The 18,716-nt window shown below is 63.6% G+C and carries 12 protein-coding genes and 2 pseudogenes; 5 read left to right on the top strand and 9 right to left on the bottom strand.

Annotation, left to right across the window (positions count from 1 at the left end; all coding sequences use genetic code 11):
* Positions 1 to 3: 3 nt before the first annotated feature.
* The 5 genes from hisC to mtnA form a co-directional block, all read right to left on the bottom strand.
* On the bottom strand, positions 4 to 1,116 hold the full coding sequence (gene hisC / locus ACZ5KU_RS09040; protein ID WP_464737041.1) for a histidinol-phosphate transaminase: 1,113 nt from the start codon (positions 1,114 to 1,116) through the stop codon (positions 4 to 6).
* Between the two features lie 11 nt (positions 1,117 to 1,127).
* Positions 1,128 to 2,222: a prephenate dehydratase gene (pheA, locus tag ACZ5KU_RS09035; RefSeq protein ID WP_017906408.1), complete on the bottom strand. Its 1,095-nt coding sequence runs from the start codon at positions 2,220 to 2,222 to the stop codon at positions 1,128 to 1,130.
* Positions 2,222 to 3,307 (bottom strand): 3-phosphoserine/phosphohydroxythreonine transaminase, encoded by a 1,086-nt coding sequence (gene serC, locus ACZ5KU_RS09030; protein ID WP_054056887.1) that lies wholly within the window; start codon positions 3,305 to 3,307, stop codon positions 2,222 to 2,224. The genes pheA and serC overlap by 1 nt, the downstream gene beginning before the upstream one ends.
* 202 nt (positions 3,308 to 3,509) lie before the next feature.
* Positions 3,510 to 6,308 carry a DNA gyrase subunit A gene (gene gyrA / locus ACZ5KU_RS09025; RefSeq protein ID WP_054056885.1) on the bottom strand — a complete coding sequence of 933 codons (2,799 nt, stop codon included), beginning with the start codon at positions 6,306 to 6,308 and terminating at the stop codon, positions 3,510 to 3,512.
* A 324-nt stretch (positions 6,309 to 6,632) separates the two neighbouring features.
* The gene (gene mtnA / locus ACZ5KU_RS09020) at positions 6,633 to 7,709 is read right to left on the bottom strand and encodes an S-methyl-5-thioribose-1-phosphate isomerase (protein WP_273824135.1); all 1,077 of its coding nucleotides are present in this window, start codon (positions 7,707 to 7,709) and stop codon (positions 6,633 to 6,635) included.
* Positions 7,710 to 7,823: 114 nt separating this feature from the next.
* Between mtnA and ACZ5KU_RS09015 the strand changes: the two genes are divergently transcribed.
* The 5 genes from ACZ5KU_RS09015 (at position 7,824) to ACZ5KU_RS08995 (ending at position 12,747) form a co-directional block, all read left to right on the top strand.
* Positions 7,824 to 9,155: a TRZ/ATZ family hydrolase gene (locus tag ACZ5KU_RS09015; RefSeq protein ID WP_464737040.1), complete on the top strand. Its 1,332-nt coding sequence runs from the start codon at positions 7,824 to 7,826 to the stop codon at positions 9,153 to 9,155.
* Between the two features lie 64 nt (positions 9,156 to 9,219).
* On the top strand, positions 9,220 to 9,918 hold the full coding sequence (ubiG, locus tag ACZ5KU_RS09010; protein WP_054060540.1) for a bifunctional 2-polyprenyl-6-hydroxyphenol methylase/3-demethylubiquinol 3-O-methyltransferase UbiG: 699 nt from the start codon (positions 9,220 to 9,222) through the stop codon (positions 9,916 to 9,918).
* Positions 9,919 to 9,921: 3 nt separating this feature from the next.
* On the top strand, positions 9,922 to 10,593 hold the full coding sequence (mupP, locus tag ACZ5KU_RS09005; protein WP_054060541.1) for an N-acetylmuramic acid 6-phosphate phosphatase MupP: 672 nt from the start codon (positions 9,922 to 9,924) through the stop codon (positions 10,591 to 10,593).
* A gap of 124 nt (positions 10,594 to 10,717) precedes the next feature.
* Positions 10,718 to 11,458, top strand: a complete 741-nt coding sequence (locus ACZ5KU_RS09000; RefSeq protein ID WP_054060542.1) for a YciK family oxidoreductase — start codon at positions 10,718 to 10,720, stop codon at positions 11,456 to 11,458.
* A 362-nt stretch (positions 11,459 to 11,820) separates the two neighbouring features.
* Positions 11,821 to 12,747: a GGDEF domain-containing protein gene (locus ACZ5KU_RS08995; RefSeq protein WP_054060543.1), complete on the top strand. Its 927-nt coding sequence runs from the start codon at positions 11,821 to 11,823 to the stop codon at positions 12,745 to 12,747.
* 57 nt (positions 12,748 to 12,804) lie between these two features.
* On the opposite strand, the pseudogene ACZ5KU_RS08990 reads toward ACZ5KU_RS08995, so the two are convergent.
* From ACZ5KU_RS08990 to ACZ5KU_RS08975, 4 genes and pseudogenes are all read right to left on the bottom strand, one after another.
* A pseudogene (locus ACZ5KU_RS08990) lies at positions 12,805 to 13,559 on the bottom strand (TenA family transcriptional regulator).
* An 83-nt stretch (positions 13,560 to 13,642) separates the two neighbouring features.
* Positions 13,643 to 16,102: an EAL domain-containing protein gene (locus ACZ5KU_RS08985; protein WP_054060545.1), complete on the bottom strand. Its 2,460-nt coding sequence runs from the start codon at positions 16,100 to 16,102 to the stop codon at positions 13,643 to 13,645.
* A 209-nt stretch (positions 16,103 to 16,311) separates the two neighbouring features.
* A pseudogene (locus ACZ5KU_RS08980) lies at positions 16,312 to 18,110 on the bottom strand (ABC transporter ATP-binding protein).
* The gene (locus tag ACZ5KU_RS08975) at positions 18,103 to 18,705 is read right to left on the bottom strand and encodes a DsbA family protein (protein ID WP_192842784.1); all 603 of its coding nucleotides are present in this window, start codon (positions 18,703 to 18,705) and stop codon (positions 18,103 to 18,105) included. Before ACZ5KU_RS08975 ends, ACZ5KU_RS08980 begins: the two are co-directional and overlap by 8 nt.
* Positions 18,706 to 18,716 lie beyond the last annotated feature (11 nt).

Here is an 18,716-nt window from a genome sequence, read left to right as displayed (position 1 = left end):
ACATCAACCACGGGCCAGAACCTTGCCCAGAGCCTCGAGCAAACGGCTGTTTTCACTGGCCAGGCCAATACTGACGCGCAGATGCCGCGGCAACCCGTAACCCCCGATCGGGCGCACGATCACGCCTTCGCGCAACAGGTCCTGGTAGACCGGCCCGGCATCGCGACCGACATCGACCGCGATGAAGTTGGCCCGCGAAGGAATCCACTCCAGGCCCAACTCACGGAAACCGGCTTCCAGCTGCCGCATGCCCGCCTCGTTCAACTCGCGACTGCGAGCGACGTACTGGACATCGTCCAGGGCCGCACGCGCGGCAACCAGGGCCAGGCTGTTGACGTTGAATGGCTGGCGCACGCGATTGAGAATATCCGCCACCGCCGGCGACGACAGCCCGTAGCCGACCCGCAGCGCCGCCAGGCCATAGGCCTTGGAGAAGGTACGGGACACCAGCAGGTTCGGATAACGCGCCAGGTAGTTCAGGCCATTGGGCAGATCATCACCCGCGGCGTACTCGATATAGGCCTCGTCCAGCACCACCAGCACACGCTCGGGAACCGCGGCCAGGAAAGCTTCCAGCGCCTGCGGCCCGAACCAGGTCCCGGTCGGGTTGTTCGGGTTGGCGATGAACACCACCCGGGTGTTCTCATCGATCGCCGCCAGCATCGCCGGCAGGTCGTGGCCGAAATCCCTGGCCGGCGCCACACGGGCATCGGCAGACACAGCCTGGGTCACGATCGGGTAGATCGCAAAGGCATGCTCACTGAACACCGCGTTCAACCCCGGGGCCAGGTAGGCCCGGGCGACCAGTTCGAGAATATCGCTGGAACCGTTGCCCAGGGTCACCTGACTGGCCTGCACACCGCACAGCTCGGACAGGCGCTGCTTCAACTCGAAGCCATTGCCATCCGGGTAGCGGGTCAGTTCGGCCAACACGTCGGCAATCGCCGCCAGCGCCTTGGGACTGGCGCCCAGCGGGTTTTCGTTACTGGCCAGCTTGATGATCTTCGCCGGATCGATATCCAGCTCGCGCGCCAATTCATCCACGGGCTTGCCCGGAACGTAAGGCGAAAGTTTTTGCACGCCCGGCTGCGCCAGGGCGAGGAAGTCGCCACTCATGTTCAACGTCCTTACAGAACCGCTTTCGGGTAGGAGCCCAGCACCTTCAGCGCCACCGCTTCCTGACTGATCTTCTCCAGCACACCCTTGACCAGCGGGTCGCGGTGATGGCCGACGAAGTCGATGAAGAAGACATAGGTCCACTTGCCGCTGCGCGAAGGGCGGGTTTCGATTCGCGTCAGGTCGATGCCATTGTCGTGGAACGGCACCAGCAGCTCGTGCAGCGCACCCGGCTTGTTGCTCATGGAAACGATGATCGAGGTCTTGTCGTCGCCGGTCGGCGGCACTTCCTGGTTGCCGATCATCAGGAACCGCGTGGAGTTGTCCGGACGGTCCTCGATCTTCTCGGCCAGGCGGGTCAGACCATACAGGCCAGCCGCCATGTCCCCGGCGATCGCCGCCGAGTTCCACTCGCCCTTGACCCGCTTGGCCGCCTCGGCGTTGCTCGACACCGCCACGCGCTCGACATTCGGGTAATGGGCGTCCAGCCACTTGCGGCACTGGGCCAGGGACTGGGCGTGGGAGTAGATGCGACTGATACTGTCGGTCTTGGTGTTCTCACCCACCAGCAGGTGATGGTGAATGCGCAGCTCGACTTCGCCGCAGATCACCATGTCGTGCTCGAGGAAGCTGTCGAGGGTGTGGTTGACCGCGCCCTCGGTGGAGTTCTCCACCGGCACTACGCCGAAATTCACCGCACCGGCGGCAACCTCGCGGAACACCTCGTCGATCGCCGCCATCGGCTTGCTGATCACCGCATGGCCGAAGTGCTTCATCGCCGCCGCCTGGGTGAAGGTTCCCTCGGGGCCCAGATAGGCCACTTTCAGCGGCTGCTCCAGGGCCAGGCAGGAGGACATGATTTCGCGGAACAACCGCGCCATTTCCTCGTTGCCCAGCGGCCCCTGGTTGCGCTCCATGACGCGCTTGAGCACCTGGGCCTCACGCTCGGGACGATAGAAAACCGGCACTTCGCCCTCGGCCAGCGAGCCCATCTTCACTCGTGCGACTTCCTGGGCGCAGCGGGCACGCTCGCTGATCAGTTCGAGAATTTTCTCATCGAGACTGTCGATACGCAGGCGCAGCGCCTTGAGTTCCTGTTCAGCCATCAGCCGTGTTCCTTCTCGAACTCTGCCATGTACGCCACCAGCGCGTTGACCGCATCGATGCCCACGGCGTTATAGATGGAGGCACGCATGCCGCCCACGGAACGGTGCCCCTTGAGGTTCAGCAGGCCGCGAGCGTCGGCACCGGCCAGGAACGGCTTGTCCAGGCGATCGTCGGCCAGACGGAACGGCACGTTCATCCACGAGCGGTTGCTCTTGTTGACCGGGTTGCTGTACAGGCCGCTGGCGTCGATGAAGTCATACAGCGTGCGCTGCTTCAGATCGTTGAGCCTGCCGATGGCCTCGACACCGCCCTGCTCCTTGAGCCACTGGAACACCAGGCCCGAGAGGTACCAGGCCAGGGTCGGCGGGGTGTTGTACATCGAGCCGTTGTCGGCCGCGACCTTGTAGTCGAGCATGGTCGGGCAGATCGAACGGGCACGACCCAGCAGGTCTTCACGCACGATATTGACGACGATACCGCTCGGGCCGATGTTCTTCTGCGCACCGGCGTAGATCATGCCGAAACGGGAAACGTCCACCGCACGCGAGAGAATGTTCGAAGACATGTCGGTGACCAGCGGCACGTCGCCGGTTTCCGGAATCCAGTCGAACTCCAGGCCGCCGATGGTCTCGTTCGAGACGTAGTGAACATAGGCAGCGTCTTTCGACAGCTTCCACTCGTTCTGGCCAGGAATGGCGAAGTAATCGTAGGACTTGGCGCTGGCGGCGACATTGACGTTACCGAAACGCGAAGCCTCCTCGATGGCCTTCTTCGACCAGATACCGGTCTCGATGTAGTCGGCCTTGCCGGTTTCCGGCAGCAGGTTCAACGCAACCTGGGCAAACTGCTGGCTGGCGCCGCCCTGCAGGAACAGCACCTTGTAGTTCGAGGGGATATCCAGCAGATCGCGCAGATCCTGCTCGGCCCGCTCGGCGATGGAGACGAACTCATCGCTGCGATGGCTCATTTCCATGACCGACAGCCCCTTGCCTTGCCAGTCCAGCAACTCCGACTGGGCACGCAACAGGACAGCTTCAGGCAGCGCAGCAGGACCTGCGCAGAAGTTATAGGCTCGTTTGCTCACATCCACTCTCGCTATGCTTGAAGATATACATGCCGCCAGGCCTGCCCGGCACCCTGCAGGAACGACTCGCCGGCTTCAGCGAATCTCGATACTCCTGACACGACAAAGCGGTCCGACAACGACCGCTCCGCGTTCGATCACGACCCACCATCCAACGATGGGTTGCCCTACAGTAGCTACAACGTCAGGCGCAGGCGTTTAATTAATCCTGCCGTTCAACTTCATCGGCCGCCTCGTCCGAAGACGAATCGCCGACCACGCCGTCGATTGGCATTTCGCCATCAACCTCGACGTCCGCCGCAACCTCCAGCTCCTCGCCCTCGACTTCCGACGGCTCCTGGACCCGTTCCAGGCCGACCAGCGTTTCGTCATTGGCCAGCTTGATCAGGGTCACGCCCTGGGTGTTACGACCCAGGCTGGAAACTTCGTCGACACGGGTACGAACCAGGGTGCCCTGGTCGGAAATCAGCATGATCTCCTCGCCTTCCTGCACCTGGATCGCACCGATCAACTGGCCATTGCGGTCCTTGGTGACCATGGCGATCACGCCCTGGCCGCCACGACCACGACGCGGGAACTTGCTCAGCGGCGTACGCTTGCCGAAACCACGCTCGGAAGCGGTCAGGATCTGCGCACCCGACTCCGGAATCAGCATGGAGATCAGCTTCTGCCCCTTGCCGATCCGCATGCCACGGATACCACGAGCACCACGCCCCATCTCGCGGACGCCGCTTTCGGCGAAGCGAATCACCTTGCCAGCATCAGAGAACAGCATGACTTCCTTGGCACCGTCGGTGATCGCGGCGGCGATCAGGGTATCGCCCTCCTTCAGCTTCAGGGCGATCAGGCCGCTGGTACGCGGACGGCTGAACTGGGCCAGCGGGGTTTTCTTGACCGTACCGAACGCGGTGGCCATGAAGATGTAGGCACCGGTCGGCTCGGCCACCAGCTCGGCGGTATCACCGTCGACTTCTTCGGCGGCATCGGCAACGTCATCGGCCTCGATCACTTCGCCCTCGATCACCGAATCATCGGCATCGTCCAGTTCGTCATCGGCACCGGCGCTTTGCTGCAGAGCCTCCAGGTCGATCTGCAGCATGGTGGTGATGTACTCACCCTCGTCCAGCGGCAACAGGTTGACCAGCGGGCGACCGCGGGCGGCGCGGGACGCCTCGGGAATCTCGTAGGTCTTGAGCCAGTAGACCTTGCCCTTGCTGGAGAACAGCAGGAGCGTGGCATGGCTGTTGGCAACCAGCAGGTGGGAGATGTAGTCCTCATCCTTGACGCCGGTCGCCGACTTGCCCTTGCCGCCACGACGCTGGGCCTGATAGGCCGACAGCGGCTGGGTCTTGGCGTAGCCGCTGTGGGAGATGGTCACCACGCGCTCTTCTTCAGGGATCATGTCGCCCAGGGTCAGGTCGAGGCGGGCATCGAGAATCTCGGTGCGACGCGCGTCGCCGTACTCGGCACGGATCACCTCCAGCTCTTCGCGGATCACTTCCATCAGGCGTACGGCGCTGTTGAGGATGCGGATCAGCTCGCCGATCTGGTTGAGGATCTCCTGGTACTCGGCCAGCAGCTTCTCGTGCTCCAGGCCGGTCAGGCGGTGCAGGCGCAGCTCCAGGATGGCCTGGGCCTGCTCCGGCGACAGGTAGTACTTGCCGTCACGCAGGCCGTATTGCGGATCGAGGTTCTCCGGACGGCAGGAATCGGCGCCAGCGCGCTCGACCATGGTCATCACCGCGCTGGACTCCCAGGGCGTGCTGACCAGCGCTTCCTTGGCTTCCGACGGCGTCGGCGAAGCCTTGATCAGGGCGATCACCGGGTCGATGTTCGACAGCGCCACGGCCTGACCTTCGAGGATATGGCCACGCTCGCGCGCCTTGCGCAGTTCGAACACGGTACGCCGGGTCACCACTTCGCGACGATGGCGAACGAAGGCTTCCAGCAAGTCCTTGAGGTTGAGGATCCGCGGACGGCCGTCGACCAGCGCCACGATGTTGATACCGAACACGCTCTGCAACTGGGTCTGGGCGTAGAGGTTGTTGAGCACCACCTCCGGCACTTCGCCCCGGCGCAGCTCGATCACCACGCGCATGCCTTCCTTGTCGGATTCGTCGCGCAGCTCGGTGATGCCTTCGAGTTTCTTTTCCTTGACCAGCTCGGCGATCTTCTCGATCAGGCGGGCCTTGTTCAACTGGTAAGGCAGCTCGGTGATGACGATCTGCTGGCGACCGCCGACCTTGTCGATATCCTCGACGGTCGAGCGGGCACGCATGTAGATGCGCCCGCGACCGGTGCGATAGGCCTCGATGATGCCGGCACGGCCGTTGATGATGCCCGCGGTCGGGAAGTCCGGACCGGGGATGTACTGCATCAGTTCGTCGACGGTGACATCGGGGTTGTCGATCAGCGCCAGACAACCGTCGATCACTTCGCCGAGGTTGTGCGGCGGGATGTTGGTCGCCATGCCCACGGCGATACCGCTGGAACCGTTGACCAGCAGGTTGGGGATACGGGTCGGCATGACCGCCGGGATCTGCTCGGTGCCGTCATAGTTGGGCACCCAGTCCACGGTTTCCTTGTGCAGGTCGGCCAGCAGCTCGTGCGCCAGCTTGGTCATGCGCACTTCGGTGTATCGCATGGCCGCGGCGTTGTCGCCGTCGACGGAACCGAAGTTGCCCTGGCCGTCGACCAGCAGGTAGCGCAGGGAGAATGGCTGCGCCATCCGAACGATGGTGTCGTATACAGCGGTATCACCGTGCGGGTGATACTTACCGATCACGTCACCGACCACACGGGCAGATTTCTTGTACGGCTTGTTCCAGTCGTTACCCAGCTCGCTCATCGCGAACAGCACACGCCGGTGCACGGGCTTCAAGCCATCACGCGCATCGGGCAGTGCCCGTCCGACGATCACGCTCATCGCGTAGTCGAGGTAGGACTGTTTCAGCTCGTCTTCGATATTGACCGGGAGGATTTCTTTGGCCAGTTCGCCCATGAGAAGCCTGATTCCTTTTTCTGGTGAAACTTCGTCACATCCATATGGGACGAACGAAGCTTGTCGCTGCCGACCTGATGCCTGGCAGCGACTTACGACAAATCAACGAGTTATGCCATGGATCTGCGCAGTAAGGGCAGCCGGTTCGGGCAACCCTGGAAACCGCCGGATGTTATCACAATCGCCGCCACGCACCTATCCCCGGATACACAAGGAACCCGACAGGCGACCAACGAAACCCTCCGAGAGCGCATCCGGAGGGGCTTAGAAGCAAAATGCGGGCATTTATCGCCGGGAAAAGCCAGTTGGCCGGAAAAAATCGGATCAGTGCAGACGCTTGCGGCACATCAGTTGAGCGATCTTGGCGGTGTCCGGCCGCTCGACGATGCCCTTCTCGGTCACAATGACATCGATCAGATCCGCCGGGGTCACGTCGAAGACCGGACTGAAGGTCTCCATGGAGACATCGAGGCGCTTCCCGTCCGCCCCCAGCAATTCATCGCCGCCCTGCTCCTGCGGGGCGATTTCCTCGCCGCTGGCCAACGCCAGGTCGATGGTCGAACTCGCGGCCACCACCATGAAGCGCACGCCGTGATGCATGGCGCAGACGGCCAATTGGTAAGTACCGATCCTGCTTGCCACATCACCATTGGCGGCAATGCGGTCGGCACTGATGACGACCCAGGTCACGCCCCTGGTTTTCATGACCTGGGCGGCGGCGGCATCGGCGCTCACGGTCACCGGGATGCCTTCGCTGGCCAGCGCCCAGGCGGTCAGGCGCGAACCCTGCTGCCAGGGCCGGGTTTCATCGACATAGACCCGCTCGACCATGCCCTCGACGAAGGCGCCGCGAATCACCCCCAGCGCCGTGCCGAAACCACCGGTGGCCAGGGCCCCGGTATTGCAATGGGTAAGAATCGCCTGGGCATTGCCCTGATGCTTGCGAATCAGCTCGACGCCCAACTGCGCCATGGTCAGGTTGGCTTCGCGATCGCTGTCGTGGATGGCGACCGCCTCGGCCTCCAGCGCCGCCAGCGGATCGGCGCCCTCGCGAAGCCGGCCCAGCCGCTCGCGCATGCGCCCCAGCGCCCAGGACAAACTGTCCGCAGCCGGACGTGAAGCGGCCAGCACGGCGAAATCCTCCTCCAGCGCCGCAGTCCAGTCGCCCCCTTCGGCAAGCCGTGCCCGCGCCGCCAGCACCACGCCATAGGCCGCACAGATGCCGATGGCCGGGGCGCCGCGCACGGCCATCAGCCGAATCGCCTCGGCGACCGCCACGGCGCTGCCGCAATCCAGCCAGTTCTGCTCGAACGGCAGAATGCGCTGGTCGAGCAGGCGCAAGGTCCCCTGGCACCAATCGATGGCCTTGACCTTTTCCGCTGCCAACAACCGATCGCGCATGACTCACTCCGCAGTGATGAAACAAAAGCCGTCGATTATAGCGATCACCCCGCCTGGACGCTCGGGTATACTTCGCTGTCTCAATATATGCATGAAGCCTGGAAGCCGCCCCCGATGCCAAACATCGCCGCCCCGCTCGACCTGCTGTTGTTGCCCACCTGGCTGGTACCTGTCGAACCGGCTGGCGTGGTCCTCAAGGAGCACGGCCTGGGCATCCGTGACGGGCGTATCGCGTTTATCGGCCCGCGGGCCGAGGCCTTGAAGCTGGCGACCGAAGAGGTCCGCGAACTGCCGGGGACACTGCTCGCTCCGGGCCTGGTCAATGCCCACGGGCATGCCGCCATGACCCTGTTCCGCGGCCTCGCCGATGACCTGCCGCTGATGACCTGGCTGGAGCAGCATATCTGGCCGGCCGAAGGCAAATGGGTCAGCGAGGACTTCGTCCGCGACGGCACCGACCTGGCTATCGCCGAACAGATCAAGGGCGGGATCAGCTGTTTTTCGGATATGTACTTCTACCCGAAAGTTGCCAGCGAGTGCGTGCATGACAGCGGCATCCGTGCACAGATCGCCATGCCGATCCTCGATTTCCCGATCCCCGGGGCCGCCAGCACCGACGAAGCCCTGCGCCAGGCCATCGAACTGTTCGGCGACCTCAAGCACCACCCCCGAATCAAGATAGCCTTCGGCCCACATGCACCTTATACCGTGGGTGACGAAAACCTGGAAAAAATCCGCGTGATCGCCGAAGAACTCGACGCGGCAATCCACATGCACGTGCATGAAACCGCCTTTGAAGTCCAGCAGGCGCTCGAGCAGCACGGCGAGCGCCCCCTCGCCCGGCTGGCCCGGCTCGGCCTGCTGGGACCGCGCCTGCAAGCCGTGCACATGACCCAAATCAGCGATGAAGACCTGGCTTTGCTGGTAGAAAGCAACACCAGCGTGATCCACTGTCCGGAGTCGAACCTGAAACTGGCCAGCGGCTTCTGCCCGGTCGAACGCCTGTGGCAGGCCGGTGTCAACGTGGCCATAGGCACCGATGGCGCGGCGAGCAACAATGATCTCGACCTGCTCGGGGAAACCCGCACCGCCGCCCTGCTGGCCAAGGCCGTCGCCGGTTCGGCCAGCGCCCTGGATGCCCATCGCGCCTTGCGCATGGCCACCCTCAACGGCGCACGGGCCCTGGGCCTGGACAACGAAATCGGCAGCCTGGAGGTCGGCAAGGCCGCGGACCTCGTCGCCTTCGACCTCGGCGGACTGGCCCAGCAACCGATTTACGAGCCGGTGTCCACGCTGATCTACGCCGGCGGACGCGACTGCGTGCAACACCTGTGGGTCGGCGGCAGGCAACTGCTCGACGACCGGCGCCTGACCCGCCTGGATGAACAGCGACTGATCGCCGCGGCCCGGGACTGGGGCCAGCGCATCGGCGGACACGCCTGCTGAATTATCGTCCCGGGCGCCAACAGCCCGGGATCACCCTGATTTTCAAGCTTTGGAGAATAGCCCCATGAGCAACGTCGACCACGCCGAAATCGCCAAGTTCGAAGCCCTGGCCCACCGCTGGTGGGACCGCGAGAGCGAGTTCAAGCCGCTGCACGACATCAACCCGCTGCGGGTCAACTGGATCGACGAGCGGGTCAGGCTGGCCGGCAAGAAGGTCCTCGACGTCGGCTGCGGCGGCGGTATCCTCAGCGAAGCCATGGCCCAGCGCGGTGCCACCGTCATGGGCATCGACATGGGCGAAGCGCCACTGGCCGTGGCCCAGTTGCACCAGCTGGAATCGGGCGTCGATGTCGAATACCGGCAGATCACCGCCGAAGCCCTGGCCGAGGAAATGCCCGAGCAGTTCGACGTGGTCACCTGCCTGGAGATGCTCGAGCACGTGCCCGACCCGTCGTCGGTGATCCGCGCCTGCTTCCGCATGGTCAAACCCGGCGGCCAGGTGTTCTTCTCCACCATCAACCGCAACCCCAAGGCCTACCTGTTCGCCATCGTCGGTGCGGAATACATCATGGGCCTGCTGCCGCGCGGCACCCACGACTTCAAGAAGTTCATCCGCCCATCCGAGCTAGGGGCCTGGAGCCGCCAGGCGGGCCTGGCGGTCAAGGACATCATCGGCCTGACCTACAACCCACTGACCAAGCACTACAAGCTGGCCGCGGACGTGGGCGTGAACTACATGATCCAGACCCTGCGCGAGGAGTGACCGATGCGCTTGAGAGCGGTTCTCTTCGACATGGATGGCACCCTGCTCGATACCGCGCCGGACTTCATCGCCATCTGCCAGGCCATGCTGGCTGATCGCGGGCTGCCGCCGATTGCCGACAAGCTGATCCGCGACGAGATCTCCGGCGGCGCCCGGGCGATGGTGGCGGTGACCTTCATGATGGACCCCGAGTCACCGGGCTTCGAGGAACTGCGCCAGGAATTCCTCGAGCGCTACCTCAAGGCCTGCGCGGTGCACAGCAGGTTGTTCGACGGCATGGGCGAACTGCTGGAGGATATCGAGAAGGCCAGGCTGGTCTGGGGTGTGGTCACCAACAAGCCGGTGCGCTTCGCCGAGCCGATCATGCAGCAGCTCGGCCTGGCCGAGCGCTCGGCGCTGCTGATCTGCCCGGATCACGTCACCCGGAGCAAGCCGGACCCCGAGCCGCTGATCCTCGCCTGCAAGATGCTCGACCTCGACCCGGCCAGCGTCCTGTTCGTCGGCGACGACCTGCGCGATATCGAATCGGGTCGGGATGCCGGGACCCGCACCGCCGCGGTGCGCTACGGTTACATCCATCCGGACGACAACCCCGATCACTGGGGCGCCGATGTGGTCGTCGACCATCCGCTGGAACTGCGCCGCGTGCTGGACAACGCCCTGTGCAGTTGCTGACCCCGCAGGAGCCGGCTTGCTGACGATCCAGACGCCGCGGCCGAACAGCCACACCGCGTCAAGCGATCGCCAGCAAGCCGGCGCCTACCGGTAGCGCCCCTCCCCAATTTGTTGAGGTTTAGCCATGTTTGATTATTCCGCCCGCCCCGAACTACTCAAGGACCGGGTGATCCTGGTCACCGGCGCCGGTCGCGGCATCGGTGCGGCCGCTGCCAAGAGCTACGCCGCCCACGGCGCCACGGTACTGCTGCTGGGCAAGACCGAAGCCAACCTGACTCAGGTCTACGACGAAATCGAGGCCGCCGGCCACCCGCAACCGGTGGTGATTCCCTTCAACCTGGAAACCGCCCTGCCGCACCAGTACGACGAACTGGCGGCGATGATCGAGAACGAGTTCGGCCATCTCGACGGCCTGCTGCACAACGCTTCGATCATCGGCCCGCGCACCCCGCTGGAACAGCTCTCGGGCGACAACTTCATGCGCGTCATGCAGGTCAACGTCAATGCGATGTTCATGCTCACCAGCACCCTGCTGCCACTGCTCAAGCTGTCCCGGGATGCCTCAGTGATCTTCACGTCCAGCAGTGTCGGTCGCAAGGGCCGCGCCTACTGGGGCGCCTATGGCGTCTCCAAGTTCGCCACCGAGGGCCTGATGCAGACCCTCGCCGACGAGCTGGACAACGTCGCGCCAGTGCGCGCCAACAGCATCAACCCGGGCGCCACCCGTACCAGCATGCGCGCCCAGGCCTACCCCGGCGAAAACCCGCTGAACAATCCGACCCCGGAAGAGATCATGCCGGTCTATCTCTACCTGATGGGCCCGGACAGTACCGGCATCAACGGCCAGGCCTTCAACGCCCAGTAGGCTCCCGCCCTGCGCACCGTGCCGGAATACCGGCACGGCACGCAATAAATCTCAAAAAGCCACTACGGCAAGTCAAGGAATTGCCGCCCCGCCTTGTCTTATTCCGCCTCAAAAAAACAAGTCACTGAATTTAAACGACTTATATTCAAGTGAACGGATTGGCACGACTTTCGCTCTAACTTCCTTCAGACACGCCAGGTGAACGCCATGGGCATTCCATCGGCCAGGCCCGCAAAGCCCGGCCCGAGCGACTAGACTGATGCCAAAGGTCCTACGGGACTGATGGACCAGTACGCTGCGCAGCCCCAAACCGCATTCGCCAGCCTGTAAGACTGCATGCTGAGCCCAGGGGGCCCGCTACCATGAAGACACCGATCCAGACCAACGCCATTGATTTCGATAGCGCCAAGCTGCAGCGCCTGGGTTTCGGCCAAGCCCCCTCCCTGTTCCACCGCCCGACCACACTGACGCAATTGCGCCAGCAACTGATGCTGCAATTGCAGACCAGCCTGGAGCCGGAGCGCATCCTCGGCCTGTTTTTCCGCGAGATCCAGCGCCTGGTGCCGCTGCAGTCGCTGGTCTACACGCACCAGCCGAGCGATTTGCGCCTGGAGTTCGGCCAGCGCGGCCACCACTCGGTGAGCTACAGCCTCAGCCATGAAGGCGAACACATGGGCGAACTGCTGTTTCGGCGCAGCCAGCGCTTCACCGAACAGGAGCTGGGCAACCTCGAATCGCTGCTGTCCTGCCTGCTCTACCCGATGCGCAACGCCCTGCTCTATCGCGCCGCGACCCAGAGCGCCCTGCGCGACCCGCTGACCGAAACCGGCAACCGCATCGCCATGGACCAGACCCTGCAGCGGGAAATCGACCTGGCGCGCCGCCATAGCCAGCCGCTGTCGCTGCTGATGCTGGATATAGATCACTTCAAGCGCATCAACGACAGCCACGGTCACGCGGCCGGCGACCAGGTACTCAAGGCCGTCGCCACCTCGATCAAGGAGCAATTGCGCAACATCGACATGATCTTCCGCTACGGTGGAGAAGAATTTCTCGTCGTCCTCTCCAACACCGGCCGGGAGGCAGCGGCGCTGGTGGGCGAGCGCCTGCGCCAGACCGCACAGTCCCGGGATTACGCCGCCAACGAGCAGACCATCGCACTGACGGTGAGCCTGGGTTGTGCCACCCTGCTGCCCGGGGAGTCGCTGCAGAGCCTGCTGCGCCGCGCCGACAGCGCCCTGTATGTCGCCAAGCGCGAAGGTCGCAACCGACTGGCAATGGCGGGCTAGCCCTCTGGCGTCGCTTGCGGGGCCAGCCCGCGGAACGGCCCGCCGTCCTTCATCGACTCAACTGCCGACGAGTTCTGCCACGCGCTCACGGGCGACCGGAGTCTTTTCCAGCTGCATGCAGCGCTCCAGGAACAGGTACATGTAGTCGTAGCTCTTGCAGATGGCCTGACGCAGCTCGGTCTGCAACGCCTGGCTCGGATGGGTCCCCGCCAGGGTGCAGACGATCTCCAGCGCTTCCCAGGGGTGGGCATCGTCATACTGGGCGTGCATCTTCAACCACTTCATCGCGCGCTTGCGCTCTTCCTCGGGGAACGCCGCCGCATAGACGCCGGTCGAGCAGACCAGCGCCGACCACTCGCCGGTGGCCCCCTCGATGGCATAGTTGGTGGCGGCAATGGCCACCACCAGCGAATCCGCCGAACTGGTATGCCAGCACCAGTGGCTCAGAGCATGCAGCTCCGGGGCACCTGCTGCGCCTGCAGGTCTTCCAGCGTCACGCCATGGGCCCGGCTCCAGTGCACCCAGTAGTCGGCGTGGTTCAGCTCCACGCGGATGTTACGCATCAACCAGCGGCGCGCCATGTCTTCGCCAGGATGACGGGCAAAGCGGGTCTTGGTGAGGTTCTGGGCCATGTACAACGCAAACTGCTCGACCACCGGCCAGCCACCGATCAGGTACTGGCGCATGGTTTTCGCGCTCAGCTTGTTGTCGCGCATCCGCTGGTAAAGTTCGTGTTCGACAACACGGCGCTTGCTCTCGCTACAGTCCCGAATGAGCTGTTGTGCCCAGGCCGGATAGCTGGTGGCTTCCATAAGCGGGCCGGTTCTGCTGAATGCGTCGATCACTGTTGAGCTCCTTTCCTTTTGAGTGGTGATTAGGCCGATCTGGAAGGGTTTCAGCGGAAAGTGCCGGGCGCCTTGAACAACAGCGGACGAGTCCGGGCAGGGCGACGCAACAGACTGTCGCAGGTGAACAACTGCGGGCGTTCGATCACGTAGCCCTGGGCATAATCGACGCCGATCTCCAGCAAGGCCTGCTCGATCTGCGGCGTTTCGACAAACTCTGCAATCGTTCGCTTACCCATCACATGCCCGATGTGGTTGATCACCTCGACCATGGCCCGGTTAATCGGGTCGTCCAGCATATCCTTTACAAAACTTCCATCGATCTTCAGGAAGTCTACAGGCAAATGTTTGAGATAGGCGAACGAAGACATACCGGCGCAGAAGTCATCCAGCGAGAAGTGACAACCCAAGCCCTTGAGCTCATTGATAAAACGAATCGCACTGCCGAGGTTGGAGATGGCGCTGGTCTCGGTGATCTCGAAACAAATCATCTGTGGCGAAATACCATGCAACGCAAATTGTTCGTGGAGGAACTCCAGGAACCCCTCGTCGCCGATGGTCGTGCCTGACAGATTGATCGCACACATGGCCATCGGCTCCGCACGCCCCTGGGCGCTGCACTCGGCAACCACCTTGAACACGTTCTGCACGACCCAGCGATCCAACTGGCTCATCAGGCCGTAACGTTCAGCGGCCGGAACAAAACTGTCGGGCAGGATCATGCGCCCGGCTTCATCGTGCAGGCGTAGCAGGATCTCTACATGACCACCTGCGGGATCGGTCTGACCCAGCGGGGAAATTTCCTGCGAATACAGACAAAAACGGTTCTCCTCAAGCGCCATGTGCAGGCGCTGGACCCAGGCCATTTCCCCGAATCGCAGGGACAGCTCGGAATCGTCGGCGTGATACACCTGAATCCGGTTACGACCTTTTTCCTTGGCCATGTAGCAGGCCATGTCCGCCGCCCGCAGCGAGGCTTCGAGGGTGGCGGGCATCTGGTGCAGGTGCACCAGGCCAATACTGACGGTGGTCACGAAAGGTCGGCCCTTCCAGACGAAGTGCAGGTTCTGTACGGTCTGACGCAGGTTTTCCGCAATTTTTTCAGCCGCGTCTGGCGGACAATTCTCAAGCAAGATTCCGAATTCATCCCCACCCAGTCGCGCCAGGGTATCGCCCTCGCGCAGGCCGGACTGCAGCAGCGCGCAGATATGCCGCAACAGCTCGTCGCCGGCCGCATGCCCGCAGGTGTCGTTGACCAGCTTGAACTGGTCCAGGTCGAGGAACATCAGCACATGCCGGGCCGGCTGGCGCGTCAGGTTGTGCAGGGCCTGCTCCAGCCGGTATTCGAACTCGCGACGGTTGGCCAGGCCGGTCAAGGCGTCATGGGTGGCCTGCCAGGACAGGTTGGCGATGTACTGCCGCTCCTGGGTCATGTCATGCAGCACCAGCACCGCGCCACTGACCTTGCCGGCATTGCGGATCGGCGCCCCGACCAGGGTCACCGACACCGTGCTGCCATCGAGGCGCTGGATCAGCTTGGAATGCTCGCTGCCACCGCCCAGCCGCCCGCCGAGAATATGCTCGATCAGCATGAAGCCTTCGTCCTGGGCATTCTCGTCGAGCAGGTTGAACAGCGCTCCCAGCGGCAAGCCATAGGCCTGCCCGGCCTTCCAGTGGGTCAGTTGCTCCGCAGCCGGGTTCATGTAGACGATGGCCCCCTCCACATCGGTGGTGATGACGCCGTCACCGATCGATTCCAGGGTGATCTGCGCCCGCTCCTTTTCCACCTGCAGTGCATCGGCAAAGGCATGGCGCTGAGCCAGCAGTTTGTGGGTACGCAGCAAGGCCAGGATGATCAGTACCAGGGCCGTCGTGACGTTGGTGACCAGCAGCAGGCGCAGAATCACCCGCGAGCCCTCACCCAGGGCATCGCTGAACGCCTTCGCCGCCGGGGTCACGCCGTCGTTGATGGCGAAGATATGGTTTTTCCAGCGCTTGATGTCGGCCGTCGTGGCCCTGTTGGCGGAAATGGCCTGATGCATCTGCCGGGCGACTTCATCCAGTTGCACCAGGTAGCTGTCGCCCACCGTCCACTTCTCGATCGCCCGCTCGAGGTAGCTGAAGTGGCGAAAATTCAGATACAGCCAGATGATACTGGAGACATCATCGGGGTGGTTGCCGCCCTGCAGGATGCCCCGGCGTGCCGCCTCCAGGTCCGGGATCGGCGCATCCAGGGCGATACGCAACTCATGCCCGCCCTGGGGGACGGCAATAGCCTGCTGGTACTTGAGGAAAATCGCCTCGTCGCGGCTGTCGGCATACAAATTGAGGTAGTAGATGGCGTCCTTCTGGCCCTTGGACCAGAGACTCTCGCCCGCCACATAGCCACGCACCGCCGAAAGCACATAAAGACTGAGGCAGCCCAGCAGTGCCTGCAACAGGACGACGGCGATAAAAGGCCAGACGATGCCCAACAGCCGGGGCGTTCCGAGAGTCTGCTTGCGCTTCATGGGTACCCTTGCACCAGTGCCGCCGGATGAACAGCCGAGAGTTTTCGCCCCTGAAAGCACAGCCTAGGCTAATTTCGACAACCTCGGATGGATTGTTGATCAGCTGGCTACCCGTGCTTTTGGCCGGTTGCGCGACCCTACCGGGAAAACTCGTTTATTGTCATTAATTCAACCACCGGGCATGGAAAATCGAGTCAAACCCGAGGGCGTCAAATTTTCTGCAGGTGCCCGTAGAGCTTGGCGTACAGGCCCCCGTCGGCAATCAGTTGCTGGTGGTCGCCATCTTCGGCGATTCGCCCGCCATCGAAGACCAGCACCCGGTCCGCCTGTTTCACCGCCGACAACCGATGCGCAATGATGAGCGTGGTACGGCCGTTGAGAAAGCGGCCCAGGGCCTGGTGCAGGTTGTATTCGGTCGCGGCGTCCAGAGCCGAGGTGGCCTCGTCGAGAATCACCACCTTGGGCTCGGCCAGGACCATCCGCGCGATAGCCAGGCGCTGGCGCTGGCCGCCGGACAGACGCACGCCGGAACGCCCGACGATGCTGTCCAGGCCCTGTGGCAGGCCGCGAATGGTGCTCTCCAGCTGGGCGATCTCCAGCGCCTGCCAGCAGGCTTCGTCACTGCGCTCGCGGCCCATGGTCAGGTTGGCACGCACCGTGTCATTGAACAGGGCCGGATGCTGCAGCACCACGGCGACATGCTCGCGCACGGTTTCCAGGCCGATCTCGGCCTGGGTCGAACCACCGAAGCGGATGGTTCCGGACTGCGGCACGTAGAGCCCGAGAAGCAGTTGCACCAGGGTGCTCTTGCCGCCACCGCTGGCACCGACGATCGCCACCTTCTCGCCGGGCGCGATGGACAGGTCGAGCTGGTCGAGAACCGGCTCCTCGGTGTAGGCGAAGCTCAGTCCACGCACCTCGATGCCCACCGTTTCGCGCCCGACGAAGGGATCGACACCCCCGGGTACGCCGGCTCGTCGGCCCGTGCCAGCAACTCGTTGATCCGCGTCAGCGCGCCGCCGGCGGCGTAGTAGGCGTACTGCAGGTTCAGCAACTGCTCCACCGGACCGATCATGAACCACAGGTAGCTGAAGACCGCGAGCATCTGGCCGATCGACAGGTCCGAGAACAGCACGGTCAGCATGGCCGCGGCACGGAAGATGTCGATGCCGAACTGGAACAGCAGGCCACTGGCCCGCCCCGAGGCATCGCTTTTCCACTGCGAGGCCCCGGCATAATCGCGCACCTCACGAGCCCGCTGCCCGAGACGGCCGAGGAAAAATCCCTGGCGATTGCCGGCGCGGACTTCCTGGATGGCCTCGAGGGTTTCCGTCAGCGCCTGGGTGAAGCGCGAGGTGCTGTCGTTCTCCAGTTTCTTCAGGTGTTTGACCCGCTTGCCCAACTGCACCGTGAAATAGATCACCAGCGGGTTGAACAGCAGGATCAGCAAGGCCAGCTTCCAGTGCATCCACACCAGGATGGCGGAGGTGCCGAGCAGCGTCAGCATCGCCACCAGGAAACGGCTGAGGGTTTCCCCGACGAACTTGTCCAGGGTGTCCAGGTCGGTGACCAGGTGAGTGGTCACCGTGCCGCTGCCGAGGCTTTCATACTCGCCGAGGGAGATCCGCTTCAGGCGCTCGATCAGGCGGATACGGATGCGATAGACGATGTCCTTGGCCAGGCCGGCGAACAACCGCGCCTGCAGGACGTTGAACAGCAGCGCGGCACAACGCAGGCACAGGGTCGCCAGCAACATCAGGCCGATGTAGCCGACGGCGGTCTGCCAGGGGCCGGGCAGCAGGTGATTCATCACCTGCAGTGCCGCGTCGCCGTGCTTGAGCAGTACCTCGTCCACCAGCAGTGGCAACAGCAACGGGATGGGCACGCTGCACAAGGTCGCCAACACGGCGACCGAGTTGGCGATCCACAGGGCCTTGCGGTGTTGCAGTGCCAGACGGCGAATCTCCGCCCAGCTCAGGCGGTCCTGCGCCGATGCCGCGTCAGGCACAGGCCGCGCGCTCCAGCCAACGGCCGAGCAGCGGCGACAACTCGGAAAGCGGCTGGTAGCCATTGGTCAGCAGGGCCAGTTGGCCATTGCGTTCGGCCAGCATCGTCGGGAAACCGGCGATACCCAGGTCCTGGACCCAGGTGAAATCGGCGGCGGTGGCTGCATGCTGCTCGGCGGTATCGAAAGCGCCGGCGAACTCGATGCGCGGCAGTCCGGCCTTTTCCGCCAGTTCCACCAGTACCGAGGCCTGCGTGACGTCACGCCCCTCGACATAGAAGGCTCGCTGGATCAGCCCCACCAGCGCCCACGCGCAGTCCGGCGCCAGGCTGCGGGCGGTGATCACTGCCCGGCAGGCCGGCTCGGTGTCGTAGACGAAACCGTCCGGCAGGGCCCCGTCGAGCGTGAACGGCTGGCCGGTGGTCTCGGTGACCGCCTGCCAGTGCTCGAGAATGTAGCGCCGGGTATTGGGCTCCAGCGCGGCACCGCTGCCGGTGCGCAGGCCGCCCATCACCAGGTGCAGTTCTACCCCGGCTTCCTGCGCCTGCCTGACCAGCGCCTCGGCCACCGGGGCGAAACCCCAGCACCAGGAGCACATCGGATCCATCA

Source organism: Pseudomonas sp. Tof1, from assembly GCF_055390395.1.
This window is presented reverse-complemented; position numbering and strand designations above follow the sequence as displayed.

Excerpts from the sequence above, each read along its gene's own strand:
- hisC (WP_464737041.1), bottom strand. The coding sequence starts at position 1,116 with ATGAGTGGCGACTTCCTCGCCCTGGCGCAGCCGGGCGTGCAAAAACTT.
- pheA (WP_017906408.1), bottom strand. The coding sequence starts at position 2,222 with ATGGCTGAACAGGAACTCAAGGCGCTGCGCCTGCGTATCGACAGTCTC.
- gyrA (WP_054056885.1), bottom strand. The coding sequence starts at position 6,308 with ATGGGCGAACTGGCCAAAGAAATCCTCCCGGTCAATATCGAAGACGAG.
- mtnA (WP_273824135.1), bottom strand. The coding sequence starts at position 7,709 with ATGCGCGATCGGTTGTTGGCAGCGGAAAAGGTCAAGGCCATCGATTGG.
- ACZ5KU_RS09015 (WP_464737040.1), top strand. The coding sequence starts at position 7,824 with ATGCCAAACATCGCCGCCCCGCTCGACCTGCTGTTGTTGCCCACCTGG.
- ubiG (WP_054060540.1), top strand. The coding sequence starts at position 9,220 with ATGAGCAACGTCGACCACGCCGAAATCGCCAAGTTCGAAGCCCTGGCC.
- mupP (WP_054060541.1), top strand. The coding sequence starts at position 9,922 with ATGCGCTTGAGAGCGGTTCTCTTCGACATGGATGGCACCCTGCTCGAT.
- ACZ5KU_RS09000 (WP_054060542.1), top strand. The coding sequence starts at position 10,718 with ATGTTTGATTATTCCGCCCGCCCCGAACTACTCAAGGACCGGGTGATC.
- ACZ5KU_RS08995 (WP_054060543.1), top strand. The coding sequence starts at position 11,821 with ATGAAGACACCGATCCAGACCAACGCCATTGATTTCGATAGCGCCAAG.
- ACZ5KU_RS08985 (WP_054060545.1), bottom strand. The coding sequence starts at position 16,102 with ATGAAGCGCAAGCAGACTCTCGGAACGCCCCGGCTGTTGGGCATCGTC.
- ACZ5KU_RS08975 (WP_192842784.1), bottom strand. The coding sequence starts at position 18,705 with ATGTGCTCCTGGTGCTGGGGTTTCGCCCCGGTGGCCGAGGCGCTGGTC.